The sequence below is a fragment of the Glycomyces sp. MUSA5-2 genome, from assembly GCF_037034145.1.
Classification (GTDB): Bacteria; Actinomycetota; Actinomycetes; order Mycobacteriales; family Micromonosporaceae; genus Glycomyces; species Glycomyces artemisiae.
In genome coordinates this window covers 173,155-188,888 of sequence record NZ_JBAGKG010000005.1, presented here as the reverse complement: position 1 = coordinate 188,888, position 15,734 = coordinate 173,155, and the positions used below count along the sequence as shown (strand labels likewise).

The 15,734-nt window shown below is 69.3% G+C and carries 14 protein-coding genes; 6 read left to right on the top strand and 8 right to left on the bottom strand.

All coding sequences use genetic code 11. The annotated features are described in order from the left end of the window. Positions 1-125 precede the first annotated feature (125 nt). The 8 genes from WA640_RS17265 to dnaA all read right to left on the bottom strand — a co-directional run bounded on the left by WA640_RS17265 (position 126) and on the right by dnaA (position 11,579). Positions 126-827, bottom strand: a complete 702-nt coding sequence (locus tag WA640_RS17265; protein WP_106362839.1) for a DUF3566 domain-containing protein — start codon at positions 825-827, stop codon at positions 126-128. Then, entirely contained in the window at positions 828-3,332 is a 2,505-nt protein-coding gene (gene gyrA, locus WA640_RS17260; RefSeq protein WP_106362840.1) for a DNA gyrase subunit A, read from the bottom strand. It abuts the gene before it with no gap. A gap of 45 nt (positions 3,333-3,377) precedes the next feature. Continuing rightward, positions 3,378-5,369 (bottom strand): DNA topoisomerase (ATP-hydrolyzing) subunit B, encoded by a 1,992-nt coding sequence (gene gyrB / locus WA640_RS17255; protein WP_335989166.1) that lies wholly within the window; start codon positions 5,367-5,369, stop codon positions 3,378-3,380. A gap of 270 nt (positions 5,370-5,639) precedes the next feature. After that, positions 5,640-6,095, bottom strand: a complete 456-nt coding sequence (locus tag WA640_RS17250; RefSeq protein WP_335989165.1) for a DciA family protein — start codon at positions 6,093-6,095, stop codon at positions 5,640-5,642. Next, positions 6,085-7,164 (bottom strand): DNA replication/repair protein RecF, encoded by a 1,080-nt coding sequence (gene recF / locus WA640_RS17245; RefSeq protein WP_442904782.1) that lies wholly within the window; start codon positions 7,162-7,164, stop codon positions 6,085-6,087. Before recF ends, WA640_RS17250 begins: the two co-directional genes overlap by 11 nt. A gap of 78 nt (positions 7,165-7,242) precedes the next feature. Then, entirely contained in the window at positions 7,243-8,139 is an 897-nt protein-coding gene (gene gnd / locus WA640_RS17240; RefSeq protein WP_335989163.1) for a phosphogluconate dehydrogenase (NAD(+)-dependent, decarboxylating), read from the bottom strand. Positions 8,140-8,188: 49 nt separating this feature from the next. After that, positions 8,189-9,337 carry a DNA polymerase III subunit beta gene (gene dnaN, locus WA640_RS17235; RefSeq protein ID WP_106362845.1) on the bottom strand — a complete coding sequence of 383 codons (1,149 nt, stop codon included), beginning with the start codon at positions 9,335-9,337 and terminating at the stop codon, positions 8,189-8,191. Between the two features lie 391 nt (positions 9,338-9,728). Then, a complete protein-coding gene (gene dnaA, locus WA640_RS17230; protein WP_442904773.1) occupies positions 9,729-11,579 on the bottom strand; it encodes a chromosomal replication initiator protein DnaA in 1,851 nt (616 codons plus the stop codon). A gap of 614 nt (positions 11,580-12,193) precedes the next feature. Here dnaA and rpmH point away from each other — a divergent pair. The 6 genes from rpmH (at position 12,194) to rsmG (ending at position 15,575) form a co-directional block, all read left to right on the top strand. Continuing rightward, positions 12,194-12,331 (top strand): 50S ribosomal protein L34, encoded by a 138-nt coding sequence (gene rpmH / locus WA640_RS17225; protein WP_106362847.1) that lies wholly within the window; start codon positions 12,194-12,196, stop codon positions 12,329-12,331. Positions 12,332-12,400: 69 nt separating this feature from the next. Then, the gene (gene rnpA, locus WA640_RS17220) at positions 12,401-12,808 is read left to right on the top strand and encodes a ribonuclease P protein component (protein ID WP_442904781.1); all 408 of its coding nucleotides are present in this window, start codon (positions 12,401-12,403) and stop codon (positions 12,806-12,808) included. Positions 12,809-12,912: 104 nt separating this feature from the next. After that, a complete protein-coding gene (gene yidD / locus WA640_RS17215; RefSeq protein ID WP_342761196.1) occupies positions 12,913-13,125 on the top strand; it encodes a membrane protein insertion efficiency factor YidD in 213 nt (70 codons plus the stop codon). A gap of 39 nt (positions 13,126-13,164) precedes the next feature. After that, on the top strand, positions 13,165-14,283 hold the full coding sequence (gene yidC / locus WA640_RS17210; protein WP_442904772.1) for a membrane protein insertase YidC: 1,119 nt from the start codon (positions 13,165-13,167) through the stop codon (positions 14,281-14,283). Between the two features lie 89 nt (positions 14,284-14,372). Then, positions 14,373-14,873 carry a Jag family protein gene (locus WA640_RS17205; RefSeq protein WP_106362850.1) on the top strand — a complete coding sequence of 167 codons (501 nt, stop codon included), beginning with the start codon at positions 14,373-14,375 and terminating at the stop codon, positions 14,871-14,873. Positions 14,874-14,987: 114 nt separating this feature from the next. Further along, entirely contained in the window at positions 14,988-15,575 is a 588-nt protein-coding gene (gene rsmG / locus WA640_RS17200; protein ID WP_245888894.1) for a 16S rRNA (guanine(527)-N(7))-methyltransferase RsmG, read from the top strand. The last annotated feature ends 159 nt before the right edge of the window (positions 15,576-15,734 follow it).

Genomic DNA, 15,734 nt, shown 5'->3' with positions numbered 1-15,734 from the left:
ACGTTCGTCCCGTGCGCGAATCAGGGGCCCTCCCTGGAGGGACGGGCATCACTGGGACACATCGGGGGCACAGCGGCGGAGCGCCCGCGGCCGGGAATGGCCGCGGGCGCTCCGTCAGAGTCCTGCTAGTCGCGCTCGGCGAGCGTGACCTCGACGCCGCCGACGAGGTCGGCGCAGACGTTGTAGATGAACGACCCGAGGGTCGCCAGCGCCGTGAAGAGGACCATGTTCACCACGCCGAGCAGGGCCGCGGCCCCGATGACGCCCTTCGCGGTGATCCTGAAGTCCTCGGCCGCCGCGGCCGAGTCGCCGCTGCCGCCCATGAGCATCTGGAGCATGTCGTTGACGGTGTCGAACACGCCCATCGCGTCGAGCGCGATGTACAGGACGGTGGTCGCCACGACCATGACGATGAACAGCACGATCGACACGGCGAACGCGAACTTCATCACCGACCACGGGTCGATCCGCTTGAGCCGCAGGCGGGCCCGGCGCGGGCCGCGGGCCGCGGCCTGGCTGACCGCCGCGCGGGCGGCCCGGACCGCGTCGGCGACGCGCGCCGAGGAGGCGACCCCCGCGGCCTGCTGGGCCGCGGTGTTGCCGGTCGGCCCGGTCGACTGCGCGATCGGGACGGCCTCGGGCGTCACCGGCGGCGGCGTCATCCCCGGAGGGCGACGCAGCGTCAGCGTCTGGTCCTGCGCCGGGGCCGGCTCCGGCGACGGCTTGTCGTCGGCGGTCGGCTCGGTGTCGGCGGGCGACTCGGAGGGCAGCTCCGGCACGTCGTCCTCGCGCTCGGTCTCCGCTGCGGTGGCCTTCGCGTCGGTCATCTACTCGTCCTGCCCCTCATCGGGTTCCGGTTCCTCGGCGCTCCTGGTGATGGCGAGCAGCGACACTTCCTCGGGCAGGTCGATCAGCTTGACGCCCTGGGTGTTGCGGTCCGAAGTCTGGCGGACCGGCTTCACAGGAGTCCTGATGACCCCTCCCTCCGAGGTGATCGCGAACAGCTCGTCGTCGGGCGTCACCGACAGCGCCCCAACCAGGTCGCCGCGCCGTTCCGTGATCTTAGCCGTCAGGACGCCCTTGCCGCCGCGGCCCTGCTGCGGATACGCGTCGACCGGAGTCCGCTTCGCGTAGCCGCGGCTGGTCGCGACGAGGATGTCCATATTATCGCGGAGCACGATCATCGTGAGCAATTCGTCGTCCCCGACGAACCGCATGCCGATGACGCCGCTGGTGGCCCGGCCCATCGGGCGCAGCGCCTCGTCGGTCGCCTGGAAGCGGATCGACTGGGCCTTGCGCGAGACCAGCAGCAGGTCGTCCTCCTGCTGGATGAGCGCCGCCCCGACCAGCTCGTCGCCGTCGCGCAGGTTGATGCCGACGATGCCGCCGGTGCGCGGGGAGTCGAAGTCGGTGAGCTTGGACTTCTTGACCAGGCCGTTGCGGGTCGCGAGCACCAGGTACGGCGTGACCTCGTAGTGGGGCAGCTGGATGACCTGCGCGATCGTCTCATCGGGACCGAACGCGAGGATGTTCGCCACATGCTGGCCGCGGGCCGTGCGGGACGCCTCCGGCAGCTCGTACGCCTTCGCGCGGTACACGCGGCCCTTGTTCGTGAAGAACAGGATCCAGTCGTGCGTGGTCGTCACGAAGAAGTGGCTGACGATGTCGTCCTGCTTGAGCTGCGCGCCCTGGACGCCCTTCCCGCCGCGCTTCTGCGAACGGAACGAGTCGGTGGTGGTGCGCTTGACGTAGCCGCCGCGGGTGATCGTCACCACGATGTCCTCGCGGGCGATGAGGTCCTCCATGGACACCTCGCCGGCGTCGGGGAGGATCTGCGTGCGCCGGTCGTCGCCCCAGCGGGCCACGACCGCGCCGAGCTCCTCGCGGATGATCTCGCGCTGCCGCTCGGGCTTGGCGAGGATGTCCGCGAGGTCGGCGATCTTCGCCTCGATCTCGGCGAGCTCGTCGATGATCCGCTGCCGCTCCAGGGCCGCGAGGCGCCGCAGCTGCATGTCGAGGATCGCGACGGCCTGGACCTCGTCGACCTCCAGCAGCTCCATCAGGCCCTGCTTCGACTCCTCGGCCGACGGCGAGCGGCGGATGAGCGCGATCGTCTCGTCGAGCAGGTCGAGGGCCTTCGCGAGGCCGCGCAGGATGTGGGCGCGCTCCTCGGCCTTGCGCATCCGGTACCGGGTGCGGCGGACGATCACGTCGATCTGGTGCGCCACGTAGTAGCGGACCATCTGCGCGATGTTCAGCGTCCGCGGGACCCCGTCGACCAGCGCGAGCATGTTCGCGCCGAACGTGTCCTGGAGCTGCGTGTGCTTGTACAGGTTGTTGAGCACGACCTTCGGGACCGCGTCGCGCTTGAGCACGACCACGATCCGCATGCCGGTGCGGCCCGAGGACTCGTCGCGGATGTCGGCGATGCCGCCGAGCTTGCCCTCCTTGACGAGGTCGGCGATCCGCTCGGCCAGGTTGTCGGGGTTCACCTGGTACGGCAACTCGGTGACGACCAGGCACGGGCGGCCCTTGGTGTCCTCCTCGACCTCGATGACGGCGCGCATCTTGATCGAGCCGCGGCCGGTCCGGTAGGCGTCCTCGATGGCGGCGCGGCCGAGGATGGTCGCGCCGGTCGGGAAGTCGGGGCCGGTGATGATCCCGAGGATCGCCTCCAGGGCCTCCTCCTCGGTGGCCTCCGGGTGCTCCAGGCACCAGTCGACGGCCTTGGCGACCTCGCGCAGGTTGTGCGGCGGGATCTTCGTGGCCATGCCGACCGCGATGCCCTCGGAGCCGTTCACGAGGAGGTTCGGGATGCGGCTGGGGAGGATCGTCGGCTCGGTGGTCTTGCCGTCGTAGTTCGGCTCGAAGTCCACCGACTCCTCGTCGATGTCCCGCAGCATCTCCATGGCGAGCGGTTCGAGGCGCGACTCGGTGTACCGGTGCGCGGCCGCCGGGTCGTTGCCGGGGGACCCGAAGTTGCCCTGCCCGTCGATGAGCGGGTAGCGCAGGCTCCACGGCTGGGCCATGCGCACCAGCGAGTCGTAGATCGCGCCGTCGCCGTGCGGGTGGAACTGCCCCATCACGTCGCCGATGACGCGCGAGCACTTGACGTACCCGCGGTCGGGGCGGTAGCCGCCGTCGTACATCGCGTAGAGGATCTTGCGGTGGACCGGCTTGAGGCCGTCCCGCACGTCGGGCAGCGCGCGCCCGACGATGACGCTCATCGCGTAGTCGAGGTACGAGCGCGACATCTCCACTTCGATGCCGACCGGTTCGATGCGGCCGTGGCCCTCGGGGATCTCCAGCTGGTCTTGGTTGTTCTCAGGCACCAGTGCTTCCTTGCTGTGTCAGACGAAGTCGTATCGGGCCGTTGCCTAGATGTCCAGGAACCGGACGTCCTTGGCGTTCTCCTGGATGAAGCGGCGGCGGCTCTCCACGTCCTCACCCATCAGGACGCTGAAGAGCTCGTCGGCGGTTGCCGCGTCGTCGAGCTGAACCTGGAGCAGGTTGCGCTGCGAGGGGTCCATGGTCGTCTCCCACAGCTCGGTGTAGTTCATCTCACCGAGGCCCTTGTAGCGCTGGATCCCGTCGGACTTGCGCGGGTCGGCCTTGCCGGACGCGACGCCCGCCTCGACGATGCGGTCGCGCTCGGCGTCGGAGTACGCGTAGTCGACCAGGTCGCCCTTCTTGTTCCACTTGATCTTGTAGAGCGGCGGCTGGCTCATGTACACGTGGCCCAGCTCGATGAGCGGGCGCATGAAGCGGAACAGGAGCGTCAGCAGCAGGGTGTTGATGTGGTGGCCGTCGACGTCGGCGTCCGACATCAGGATGACCTTGTGGTAGCGGAGCTTCTCGGCGTCGAACTCCTCGTGGATGCCGGTGCCCAGGGCGGTGATCATGCCCTGGACCTCGTTGTTCTTGAGGATCTTGTCGAGCCGGGCCTTCTCCACGTTGAGGATCTTGCCGCGGATCGGCATGATCGCCTGCGTGCGCGGGTTGCGGCCCTGCTTCGCGGAGCCGCCGGCCGAGTCGCCCTCGACCACGAAGATCTCGCACTCCTCCGGGTTCGTCGACTGGCAGTCGGCGAGCTTGCCGGGCATCGACGAGGTCTCCAGGAGGCTCTTGCGGCGGGCGAGCTTGCGGGCCTGCGCCGCGGCCTTGCGGGCGTTCGCCGCGCTGGAGGCCTTCTGGACGATGATCCGCGCTTCCTTCGGGTGGCGGTCGAGCCAGTCGGGCAGCCACTCGTTGCAGACGCGCTGCACGAAGCCCTTGATCTCGGTGTTGCCGAGCTTCGTCTTCGTCTGGCCCTCGAACTGCGGCTCGCGGAGCTTCACGGAGATGATCGCGGCCAGGCCCTCGCGGATGTCCTCGCCGGAGAGGCGGTCCTTCTCGGACTTGATGATCTTCTTCTCAAGGCCGTACTTGTTCACCGCGTTGGTGAGCGCCGCGCGGAAGCCCTCCTCGTGGGTGCCGCCCTCGTGCGTGTTGATCGTGTTCGCGAACGTGTAGACCGACTCGCCGTAGGACTCGTTCCACTGCATCGCGATCTCGACGGTGTGGAACTCCTTCTCGTCCTCCGCGGTGAACTGGACCACCGTGGGGTGGATCGGGTTCTTGGAGGCGTTCAGGTGGCGCACGAAGTCGGCGATGCCCTCGTCGTACTGGAACTTGACCTCGCGGACGTTGCCGTCCTCGTCGACCTGCTCGGGCCGCTCGTCGCGGAGGGTGATGGCCAGTCCCTTGTTGAGAAAGGCCATCTCCTGGAGGCGGCGGTAGATCGTCTTGTAGTCGAATTCGAGGGTCTCGAAGATGTCGCCGTCGGGCCAGAAGCTGACGACCGTGCCGGTCTCGTCGGTGGGCTCGCCCTTTTCGAGCGGGCCGGGCTGGGCGTGCTTGTAGTCCTGGCGCCAGTTGTAGCCGTCGCGCTTGATCTCGACGGTGACGCGGGTGGAGAGCGCGTTCACGACCGAGACGCCGACGCCGTGCAGACCGCCGGAGACGGCGTAGGTCTGGGAGTCGAACTTGCCGCCCGCGTGGAGGACCGTGAGGGCGACCTCGACACCGGGCTTCTTCAGCTTCGGGTGGAGGTCGACGGGGAAGCCGCGGCCGTCGTCGCGGACGCTGACGCCGCCGTCGTCGGTGAGCGTCACCAGGATGTCCGTGGCGAATCCCGCCATGGCCTCGTCGACCGCGTTGTCGACGACCTCCTGGATGAGGTGGTGCAGGCCGCGCTCGCCGGTCGAGCCGATGTACATGCCCGGGCGCTTCCGGACGGCCTCAAGGCCTTCGAGCACCTGAAGCGAACTGGCGCTGTACTCGTCCTGCTGCTTCGCCGCCACCGGCAACTCCTTCTGTCGTTCACGCATCGTAGTGAGAAAGCTAGTCCATGGTTGTGACACTTTTCAGCCGTCTGGCCTCGGCCCTGCCGGATTGTCTGGTCCGGGTGGGAGGGCGCGGGCCCCGCGGCGGCGGGTCGGCCATGGAGACGGCCGGACGCTGGGAGCGCCGGCCGGACTGCATCCGTCAAGTCTACTGCGATTCAGCTCGCGATCCGGTGTCTGTGCGCCTCATTGTCGTCACAGTCGCACTGGGAGCCGCGGACATGAACCCCCCTACGGACCTAGGGGTGGACGGCTTCAGAACGTGTCACGAGAGCCATTAAACCGCACCCGCCTGGGACCGTAGGAACGAGTCGGCTGCCTCGGTCCGACGATCTTCAGCCGCTTGACGACGCTCGGGCCCAGGGCCGCGGCGATCTTCGAGTGGATCTGGCGCGAGAACAGGCGCAGCTGCGTGGCCCAGGCGGTGGACTCGGCGACGACGAGGAGCTCGCCGTTCTCCAGCTGCTCGGGGCGGCAGTGGCCCGCGATGTCGGGGCCGACGATGGCCTCCCAGCGGCCGAACACCGACGCGTCGGCGACTTTGCGGGTCCAGCCGTTCTTGCGCACGATCTGGGGGAGGAGGCTCCCGAGCAGCTCGGGGTCGCGCTTGTCGGGCCCGGGGCCCGACCACTCCTTGCGGAAGCGCGGGTCGTCGGACTTGCCGCGCCGGCGCGGGCGCGGGCGGTAGTCGTAGCCGCCGTTAGAGGACACGCTTCACTTCCCCTTCCCACACGTCGTAGCGGGCGCCGGTCAGCCGGTCCGGGACGTCTCCGGCGACCGCGCAGGTGATGAGCGTCTGCGGGGCGGCCTCGGCGTACTCGGCGAGGCGCTCGCGCCGCGTGGCGTCGAGCTCGGCGAAGACGTCGTCGAGGATGAGGATCGGGGCGGTGCCGTCGGCGCGCAGCAGCTCGAAGGCGCCCAGGCGGAGCGCGAGCGCGACCGACCAGGTCTCGCCGTGGGACGCGTAGCCCTTGACGGGGAGGCTTCCCAGGACCAGGTCGAGGTCGTCGCGGTGCGGGCCGACGAGGGTCGAGCCGCGCTCGACCTCCTTGGAGCGGGCCGCGGCGAGCGCGGCGGCGAGGCGCGCTTCGAGGACGTCGCGGTCGGCGGTGAGGCCGCCGCCGAGCTCGGACTCGTACGTGAGGGCCACTTCGGCGCGGCCGTCGGCGATGCGCGAGTGGGCCTTCGCGACGGGCTCGGCGAGGTCGTCGAGGAGCGCGAGGCGCCCGGCCATGAGCTCGGCGCCGTGGGCGGCGAGGTGGGCGTCCCACGCGTCGAGGGTCGCCATCTCGGCGCCGCCGGGGCCGCGGCCGCCGGTCTTCTTCGCGAGGTACGCGGTGCGCAGGAGGGTGTTGCGCTGCTTGAGGACCCGCTCGTAGTCGGCGCGCACGCCCGCGAAGCGCGGGTAGCGGGCGCACAGCAGCTCGTCGAGGTAGCGGCGGCGCGCCGAGGGCTCGCCGCGCACGAGCGCGAGGTCCTCGGGGGCGAACGCGATGGCCTTGAGGGCGCCGATGATCTCGCGGGGGCGCTTGAGGTCGGTCCGGTTGAGGCGGGCCTTGTTCGACTTGCCGGGGACGATCGCCAGCTCGGCGAGGAGGCGCCGGGAGTCGTGGAGGATCTCCGCCCTGACGACGGCCTGCTCGCAGCCCTGGCGGACCAGGGGCGCGTCGGAGGAGACGCGGTGGGAGCGGAGGTTCGCCAGGTAGACCAGGGACTCGACCAGGTTGGTCTTGCCGTGTCCGTTGGGGCCCACCAGGATCGAGGGCCCCTCGTCGAACATGACTTGGGCGTGCGCGTAGGACCTGAAGTCCGTCAATTGCAGCTGTCGTACACGCACGCCTCTATCTTGCCGTCTCGGTTATTCGGACTTCACGGCGTGTCCGCCGAACTGGTTGCGCAGGGCCGCGACGGCCTTCATCGCCGGGGAGTCCTCCTGGCGCGAGGTGAAGCGGGCGAACAGCGACTCGGTGATGGCCGGGAGCGGGACGCGCAGGCGGATGCCCTCGTCCACGGTCCAGCGGCCCTCGCCGGAGTCCTCGACGTAGCCCTTGACGTGGTCGAGCTTCGGGTCCGACTCCAGCGCCCGGTCCATGAGGTCGAGCAGCCAGGACCGGATGACGGTGCCCTCGCGCCACGACTTGAAGACCTCGGGCACGTTGTCGACGTACTCGCTGGCCTCCAGGAGCTCGTAGCCCTCGGCGTACGCCTGCATCATGGCGTACTCGATGCCGTTGTGCACCATCTTGGCGTAGTGCCCGGCGCCGACGCCGCCCGCGTGGACGAAGCCGTGCTCGCCCTCGGGCTTGAGCGCGTCGAACACCGGCTGGAGCCGCCGCACGTCGGCCTCGGCGCCGCCGACCATGAGCGCGTAGCCCTCGGTCAGGCCCCACACGCCGCCGGAGACGCCCGCGTCGACGTAGCCGATGCCGCCCGCGGCAAGGGTCTTCGCGTTGACCGCGTCGTCGGTGAAGCGGGAGTTGCCGCCGTCGACGACGATGTCGCCCTCGGACAGCAGCCCGGCCAGCTCCTCCACGGTGGACCTGGTGGCCTCGCCGGCGGGGACCATGACCCACACGGCGCGCGGGGCGTCGAGCGCCTCCACGAGCGCGGCGAGCGAGTCCACGTCGGCGACGTCCGGGTTGCGGTCGTAGCCGACGACCCGGTGTCCAGCCTTTTCGAGCCGCAACTTCATGTTGCCGCCCATCTTGCCGAGCCCGATCATGCCGAGTTGCATGTCGCGCCCCCTTTCAAACACGAAAGCGTTCCGCGGTGTTCGCGCCAGGGTCGTTCACGTCGTTGTGCGGTCAGGCGTCCCAACGCAATGGTTGCAGCATGTACAGGTACACGTCGTGGTTTGTGTCCGAATCCTCATCTTCGGGCGCGGGCTGCCCGGTCATCACGACCGGCTTCCCCAGCTCGTTCATCTTGAACGCCGTGTAGGGGGCGTCCATGGCGGCGAGGCCGTCGAGGAGGTACGTCGGGTTGAACGCGATCTTGCCGGGCTCGCCGTCGAGCGCGCAGTCCATGGCCTCCGACGCCTTCGCGTCCTCGGCGCCGCCCGCTTCGACCACGAGGCCGTCCTCGTCGAACGAGAGGCGGATCGGCGAGTTGCGGTCGCCGACGAGCGCGACGCGGCGGGCCACCTCGATGAGCTCGGAGGTCTTGACCTTCAGCGTGGTCGCGTACGAGGTCGCCAGGAGGCTCCGCAGCGGCGGCAGCTGGCCGTCAAGGACGCGGGAGGTCGTCTGGCGACCGCCCGCGGTGAAGCCGATCATGCCGGGGGCGCCGTCGGTCCCGGTGGGGACGGCGATGGTCACCGGGCCCGACAGGGAGCCGAAGGTGCGGGCCGTGTCGGCGAGGGCCTTGGCGGGCACCAGGACCGTGACCGAGACGCTGGAGTCGCCCGGCTCCCACGACGAGTCGCGGATGGCCATGCGGTAGCGGTCGGTGGCGAGCATGCCGATGCCGCCGCCGGTCATCTCGACCTGGACGCCGGTCATCGTCGGCAGGGTCTCGTCCTTGCCCGCGGCGACGGCGGTCTGGGCGACGGCCTTCGCGAACTCCTCGGCGTCGATCGTCCCGATCGCCTCGGGCATCTGCGGCAGCGAGGGGTAGTCCTCCAGGGGCATGGTCGGCAGGGTGAACCGGGCCGACCCGCAGGTGAGCTCGGCGTGGGGGCCGTCGACGACGAAGTCGACGGGCTTGTTGGGGAGGGCCTTGACGATCTCGGCGAGGAGCTTGCCGGAGACCAGCGCGGTCCCGGCGCTCTCGCCGGTGACCTCGACGGTGACCCGGGTGGAGATCTCGTAGTCGAAACCGGAGATCGTCAGGGTGCCCTCGTCGACCGACAGGCGGGCGCCCGCGAGGACAGGCACCGACGGGCGGGCCGGGAGGCTCTTCGCGGTCCAGGAGACCGCGTCCGCGAAGGTGTCGCGTTCGACTTGGAACTTCATGGGTCGCTCCTTCTCGATGAAGCTCGGTTGTTCACAGCGCTATTACTAATGGTTTCTCTATAGATATAACTGTCGTCGTAGTCGTCGGTGCTGTGGAAACTGTGGAAAACCCGCCTTTCCGCAGCGTGTTCCGGCTACGGGCCTGTGGACGGCCTGTGGAGAACCTGTGGATGAATCAGGAGCTTATCCACAGCCTCCGACACCCGCCGAGTTTTCCACATCTCATCCACAGGTCTGTCCACAGCTTTTCCACAGGTTATGCACAGGGTTCTCCACAGCCGCAAAGCGAATGAGAATCGCGCTTCCGCCTGTTTTCCACACGTCGTCCACAGGCTTTCCACAGATTCCTGGGCTTATCCACAGCTTTTCCACAGAGTTGTCCACAGGCCGCTCATTCGTCGGTGTGTTTCAAACGGTTCGTCAATTCCGCGATCTGGTTGTAGAGGGCCCGGCGCTCCGCCATCTGCTTCCGGATCTTCTTGTTCGCGTGCATCACCGTCGTGTGGTCGCGGCCGCCGAACGCCTGCCCGATCCGCGGCAGCGACATGTCCGTCAGCTCCCGGCACAGGTACATGGCGACCTGCCGGGCGTTCACGAGGATCCGCGAGCGCGAGTTCCCCTTCAGGTCGGCCGAGGCCACCCCGAAGTAGTCGGCGGTCGCCTGCATGATCTGGTCCACCGTCACCTCGGCGGTGTTGCCGCCCTCGGGGATGAAGTCGTGCAGCACCTCCTCGGCGAGGCCCAGGTCCACCGGCTTCTTGTTCAGGCTCGCGTACGCCGTCACCCGGATGAGCGCGCCTTCGAGCTCGCGGATGGAGTGGTGGATCTGCGTCGCGATGAACTCGACCGCGTCGGTGGGGACGTTCAGCTCGTCCTGCACCGCCTTCTTGCGCAGGATCGCGATGCGCGTCTCCAGGTCCGGCGGCTGGATGTCCGCGAGCAGGCCCCACTCGAAGCGGGTCCGCAGGCGGTCCTCCAGGGTCTGGAGCTGCTTCGGCGAGCGGTCGGAGGAGATCACCAGCTGCTTGTTGGCGTTGTGGAGCGCGTTGAAGGTGTGGAAGAACTCCTCCTGCGTGCGCTCGCGGTCCATGAGGAACTGGATGTCGTCGATGAGGAGGATGTCGACGTCCCGGTAGCGGCGCTGGAACGCCTGCTGGCGGCGGTCCGACAGCGAGTTGATGAAGTCGTTGGTGAATTCTTCCGTGGTCACGTACCTGACGGACTGGGCGGTGCCCAGGTCGTGCGCGTAGTGGCCGACGGCGTGGAGCAGGTGCGTCTTGCCGAGCCCGGAGCCGCCGTAGATGAACAGCGGGTTGTAGGCCTTCGCGGGCGCCTCGGCGACGGCGAACGCGGCCGCGTGCGCGAACCGGTTGGACGAGCCGATGACGAACGTGTCGAAGTTGTAGCGCGGGTTCAGGCGGCCGACGCCGTCGACGGCCTTCGCGGGCGCGGCCTGGTGGGCCTTGGTGATGCCGCCGCGCCGCTCGGGGTCGGGGTCGTCCGACGGGGGCGGGGCGACGGGCGGCGCGGCCTGGTCCTTGTGGCCGTCGGCGCGGCGGGCCGCGGTCTCGGAGAGCACCCGTTCGAGCTCGGCGCCGTCGGCGGGCGGCTCGGGGGTGCGCTCCTCCCAGCGGGGCGCCTCGGCCTCGGCCGGGCGCGCCGGCTGGTGCGGGATCGGCGCGGGCCGCTCGGGCTCCGGCTCGGGGGCGCGCTCGACGGGAGGCGCGGGACGCTCGGGCGCCGGGCGCTCAGGCGCGGCGGCGGGCTCGCCGGGGCGGAACGCCGCGGTGTCGAACAGGCTCGGCGGGTTCTGCGCGGGCACCGGCCCGCGCGGCGCGGCCGGGGGCTCGGGGTCGTCGAACTTCGGCCGCTCGAACACGATCGTCGCGTCGGCGGCGTCGGGCGCGGGCGTCCCGTTCGCCGGCTGCTGCTCGGGCACGGCCGGCGCCTCGGGAGCGGGAGCGGCCTCGGCCTGCTTCTCCTGCAAGGTGACCGCGATCTGCGTCGGCTGGCCCAGGTGCCGGGAGAGGGCCTCGCTGATGGGGACGCGGAGCTTCGACTCGAACGCCGATCGGGCGAACTTGTCGGGGGCGGCGACGATGAACGTGCCCGGCATCGACAGCACCGGCTGCGACAGGCGCATCCACGCCGCCTGCTGGCGGGTGAGCGACGACGCCTCGGCCAGCTCGGCGGACACCGCCGACCAGACTGCCGACAGATCCTGGTCGGTCACGTTCGCCATCCCTCGTGTTCATCGTCGGTGTGCTCTTGTCCCGAACGGCCGGTTTCGCGAAGTTCCGCGGCCGCGGACGGTAGGCTCGGATCCAGGCGGTCCGCACTGCCGGACCCGCTTCCCGCGGCGGCGCCCTCGCCGCGTCCCAGCAAGTTTTCCACAGGTTATCCACAGGCCTTCAGGTGCCCTGTGCACGTGCGCCGCTTGTGACAATGTTTCCTGAATCACGGTCATGACCTGGTATTTCTCGCAACGTCCCTGACGATGCCGTTCCGGCGCCGCGGAAGTCGCCCACAGTCCGGGAGAAGTTATCCACAGGCTGCTCGCGGCGGTCGCGCGACCTCCCCGGACGCCCTCCGGGACCGTCCGGATCGACCTGTGGACGACCGCGGCCGCGCGTCCCGCGCCGAAGCACCCGCGGCGGCGACCCTCCCGGTGCGGCGAGTAACATGAGGTGGTTGCCCGTCGAACCAGAGGGGCATGCCACATCGGCCGTCCGCGGCTGGGGCCCGGAGCGAAAGCCCTGCTAGGCTGTTCTCCGCGTCCCCGTAGCCCCGATCCGGGGCTGGGCCCTCGAAGGCCCGGCGCAGTGGCAATTTGATTCGTAATGGGAGACATCCGTCGTGAGCAAGCGCACCTACCAGCCGAACAACCGCCGTCGCAAGCGCACCCACGGCTTCCGGCTGCGCATGCGCACCCGTGCGGGCCGCGCCATCATCAACGCGCGCCGCAACAAGGGTCGCAAGCAGCTGACCGTCTGAGCGCTTGCCTCAGATCCCCTGCGCGAGGCGGGCGAAGGCCCGCCCGCGGGGGATGAGGACGTGATCCAGGTGCTACCAGCCGACGCGCGCATCCGCAGCAGCCGGGACTTCGGTGCCGCGCTCAAGCGCGGCCGCCGCGCCGCCCGCGGCGGCGTCGTCGTGCACTGGGCACCAGCGCTCCAACCGGCCGGCGAGCCGGCGACACCGTCCGAAGCCGATGCGGACCGCACGGCGCGGGCGGGTTTCGTCGTCTCCAAGGCAGTAGGCAACGCCGTGGTGCGCAACAAGGTCAAGCGCCGCCTCCGCCACGCCGCCGCCGCGGAGCTCCCCCACTGGCCCGCCGGGACCGACGTCGTCGTCCGGGCCACCCCGAAAGCCGCCGAGCGGGACTTCGCCGAACTGCGCCGCGACCTCACCGAGGCCGTCCAGGCGGCCCGCACCGGGAAGAGCGGCCGCCAGCACCGGGGCCGGTCGTGACCGCCGCCGCCTCACCCCACGACGGCTGTTCGCCCAGGGCGCCGGACCCTTGTTCGCCTACGGCGAAAGCCTTTGACCGCAAGGCGGAATCACGCCTGGTCCGAGTGGTGGCCGCCCCCGTGATCGCGTACCGTCGGTGGATAAGCCCGGCGCTTCCGGCACGCTGCCGCTTCTACCCCAGTTGCAGCGCATATACCCTTGAGGCGCTGTCCCGGCACGGTGCAGCCCGTGGCATATGGTTGAGCCTGCGACGGCTGGGACGGTGCCACCCCTTTCATCCGGGGGGTTTCGACCCCGTGCCCCCTCGGCATGAGTGAGCACGTGATGAATTCGAGCGAGATGACTGGAGTCCGCAAGTGATGGAGTGGGCCTACAACGGCGTGTCGTGGGTGCTGCTGCGGTGGCACGACCTCTGGTCGAACGTCTTCGGCGGCGACGACAACGGATTCCTGCAGAGCGACTGGGCCTGGGTCCTCTCCATCGTCGGCGTCGTCATCACCCTCCGCATCATCCTGTTCCCGCTCTTCGTCAAGCAGATCCAGTCGCAGCGGGCCATGCAGAAGCTCGCGCCCGAGATCAAGGCGCTCCAGGAGCGCTACAAGAACGACCGCGAGACGCTCCAGAAAGAGATGATGGAGCTGTATCGGAAGGAGAAGGCGAACCCGCTCATGGGCTGCCTTCCCATCCTGATCCAGATGCCGGTCTTCCTGGCGCTCTTCCACATCCTCCGCCGCCCCGACCCCGAGCAGACCCTGAACACGGACCTGTACGGGTGGACCGGCCTCGCGGGCGGGCCCGCCTCGGACTGGAACACGTACGTCCACGCGAAGCTCTTCGGCGCCCCGTTCTGGAGCACCTTCCTGACGCCGGCCTCGCAGCTCGACGCCGTGGACTCCTCCTCGCTGAACGTCAAGCTCGTCGCGGGCATCCTCGGCGCGGCGATGATCCTCACGACGTTCCTCACCACCCGGCAGATGATCCTCAAGACCGGCTGGAACGAGGACCCGAACCAGCGGATGATCCAGAAGGTGATGCTCTACGGCATCCCGGTCATCATGGTCTTCTCCGCGGGCGCGTTCCCGATCGGCGTGGTCATCTACTGGACCATCAACAACCTGTTCTCGCTGGCGCAGCAGCAGTACGTGCTCCGCAAGTACCCGCCGCCCCAGCAGAACACCGCGAACGCGAAGCCGCCGAAGCCCGGCACGAAGGCCCACGAGAAGATGCTCGAAGAGCAGCGCGAGACCGAGCAGCGCCGCAAGGACCTGGCCCCCAAGCCGGGCCAGAAGCCGAAGCAGGCCGGCGGCGCCTCGAAGCCGGCCTCCGGCTCGGGCGTGAACGGCGCGAACGTCAACGGCTCCGGCGCCGCCAAGAGCGGGCCGGGCGCGGGCAAGAACCTCTCGCGGGCGGAGCGGATCGCCCGGGCCAAGAAGGTCAGCGGCGCGCAGCAGGCCTCCAAGAAGAAAAAAGGCTAGGGGGACGGTCCGCGGCGGCGCAGGCGCCGCGGATCAGCCACAATGGTGCAAACTAGGCTTATAACGAGCGATAGGACGAGTTGGCAATTATGGGAGCAACTGAGGTGCGGGAGGACGAGGTGGCCTCCGAAGACGACCTCTTCGAGCAGAGCGAAGTGGCAGCCGACTACATGGAGGGCCTGCTGGACATCCTCGACCTCGACGGGGACATCGACGAACTCGTCGTCGGCGACCGCCCCCAGGTCGAGATCGTCGGCGAAGACCTCGGCGGGCTCGTCGGCCCCAAGGGCCAGACCCTCGAAGCCCTCCAGGAACTGTGCCGGCTCGCGGTGTACCGCAAGACCGGGGACCACTCGCGCCTGATGCTCGACATCGGCGGGTACCGCGCCGGGCGTCGCAAGAAGCTCGCCGAGCTGGCCGAGAAGACCGCCAAGCGCGTGATCGAGACCGGCAGCGTGGTGAAGCTCGACCCGATGAGCGCCTTCGAGCGCAAGTGCGTCCACGACGTCATCAACGCCACTGACGGCGTGCAGAGCGAGTCCGAGGGCGCTGAACCGCGCCGCCGGGTCGTCGTGAAGCCGGCCGAGTAGTACGGAGCCCGAGAACGCATGAACGACGAGCCGGAAGGCTCTGAACCCGCCGAGGCCAATGTTTCACGTGAAACATTGGCCTCTGTGTTCGGAGCGGACGAGGATCGGATCGCCTTGGCGGAAGGCTATGTCGGCCTCCTGTCGACCATCGGGATCGAGCGCGGCCTCATCGGGCCGCGCGAGGTGCCGCGGCTGTGGGGGCGGCATGTGCTCGGCAGCGCCGTGGTCGAGGAGGCGATCCCCCGCGAGTCCGACGTCATCGACGTCGGCTCCGGCGGCGGCCTCCCCGGCATCCCGCTCGCCATCGCGCGGCCGGACCTCTGGGTGACCCTCGTGGAGCCGATGCAGCGGCGCGTGGACTTCCTCGACGAGGTGATCGCCGCGCTCGGCCTGGAGAACGTGGAGGTGCTCCGCGCCCGCGCCGAAGAGGTGGACCCGCGGGGCAAGGCCGACGTGGTCGTCTCGCGCGCCGTGGCGCCCCTGGGGAAGCTTGCGGGCTGGTGCCTGCCGCTGGCCCGGGTCGGCGGCGTCATGCTCGCGATCAAGGGGCAGAGCGCGGCCGAGGAGATCGAGCGCGACGCGCGGGCCGTCAGGCGCCTCGGCGGCGGGCCCGCCAGGATCATCGTGTGCGGCGAGTCGAAATTGAGCGACCCCGTGTTCCCCGTCCCCGCAACGGTTGTGGAGATCGAGCGGGTGAAATAGCCGCCCAGCCAACCCGACCGGAAAATTCATACAGCGAAAGCCCAAGGGCTGCAACGAGTGCCGCGATGAGACCCGCATCGCGGCACTGCGTATTCGGCAGTGCGCTCCGGGTTCGGATAACCTATCCCGAGTAAGCTACTCCGAGCAGGGCGATGTTTC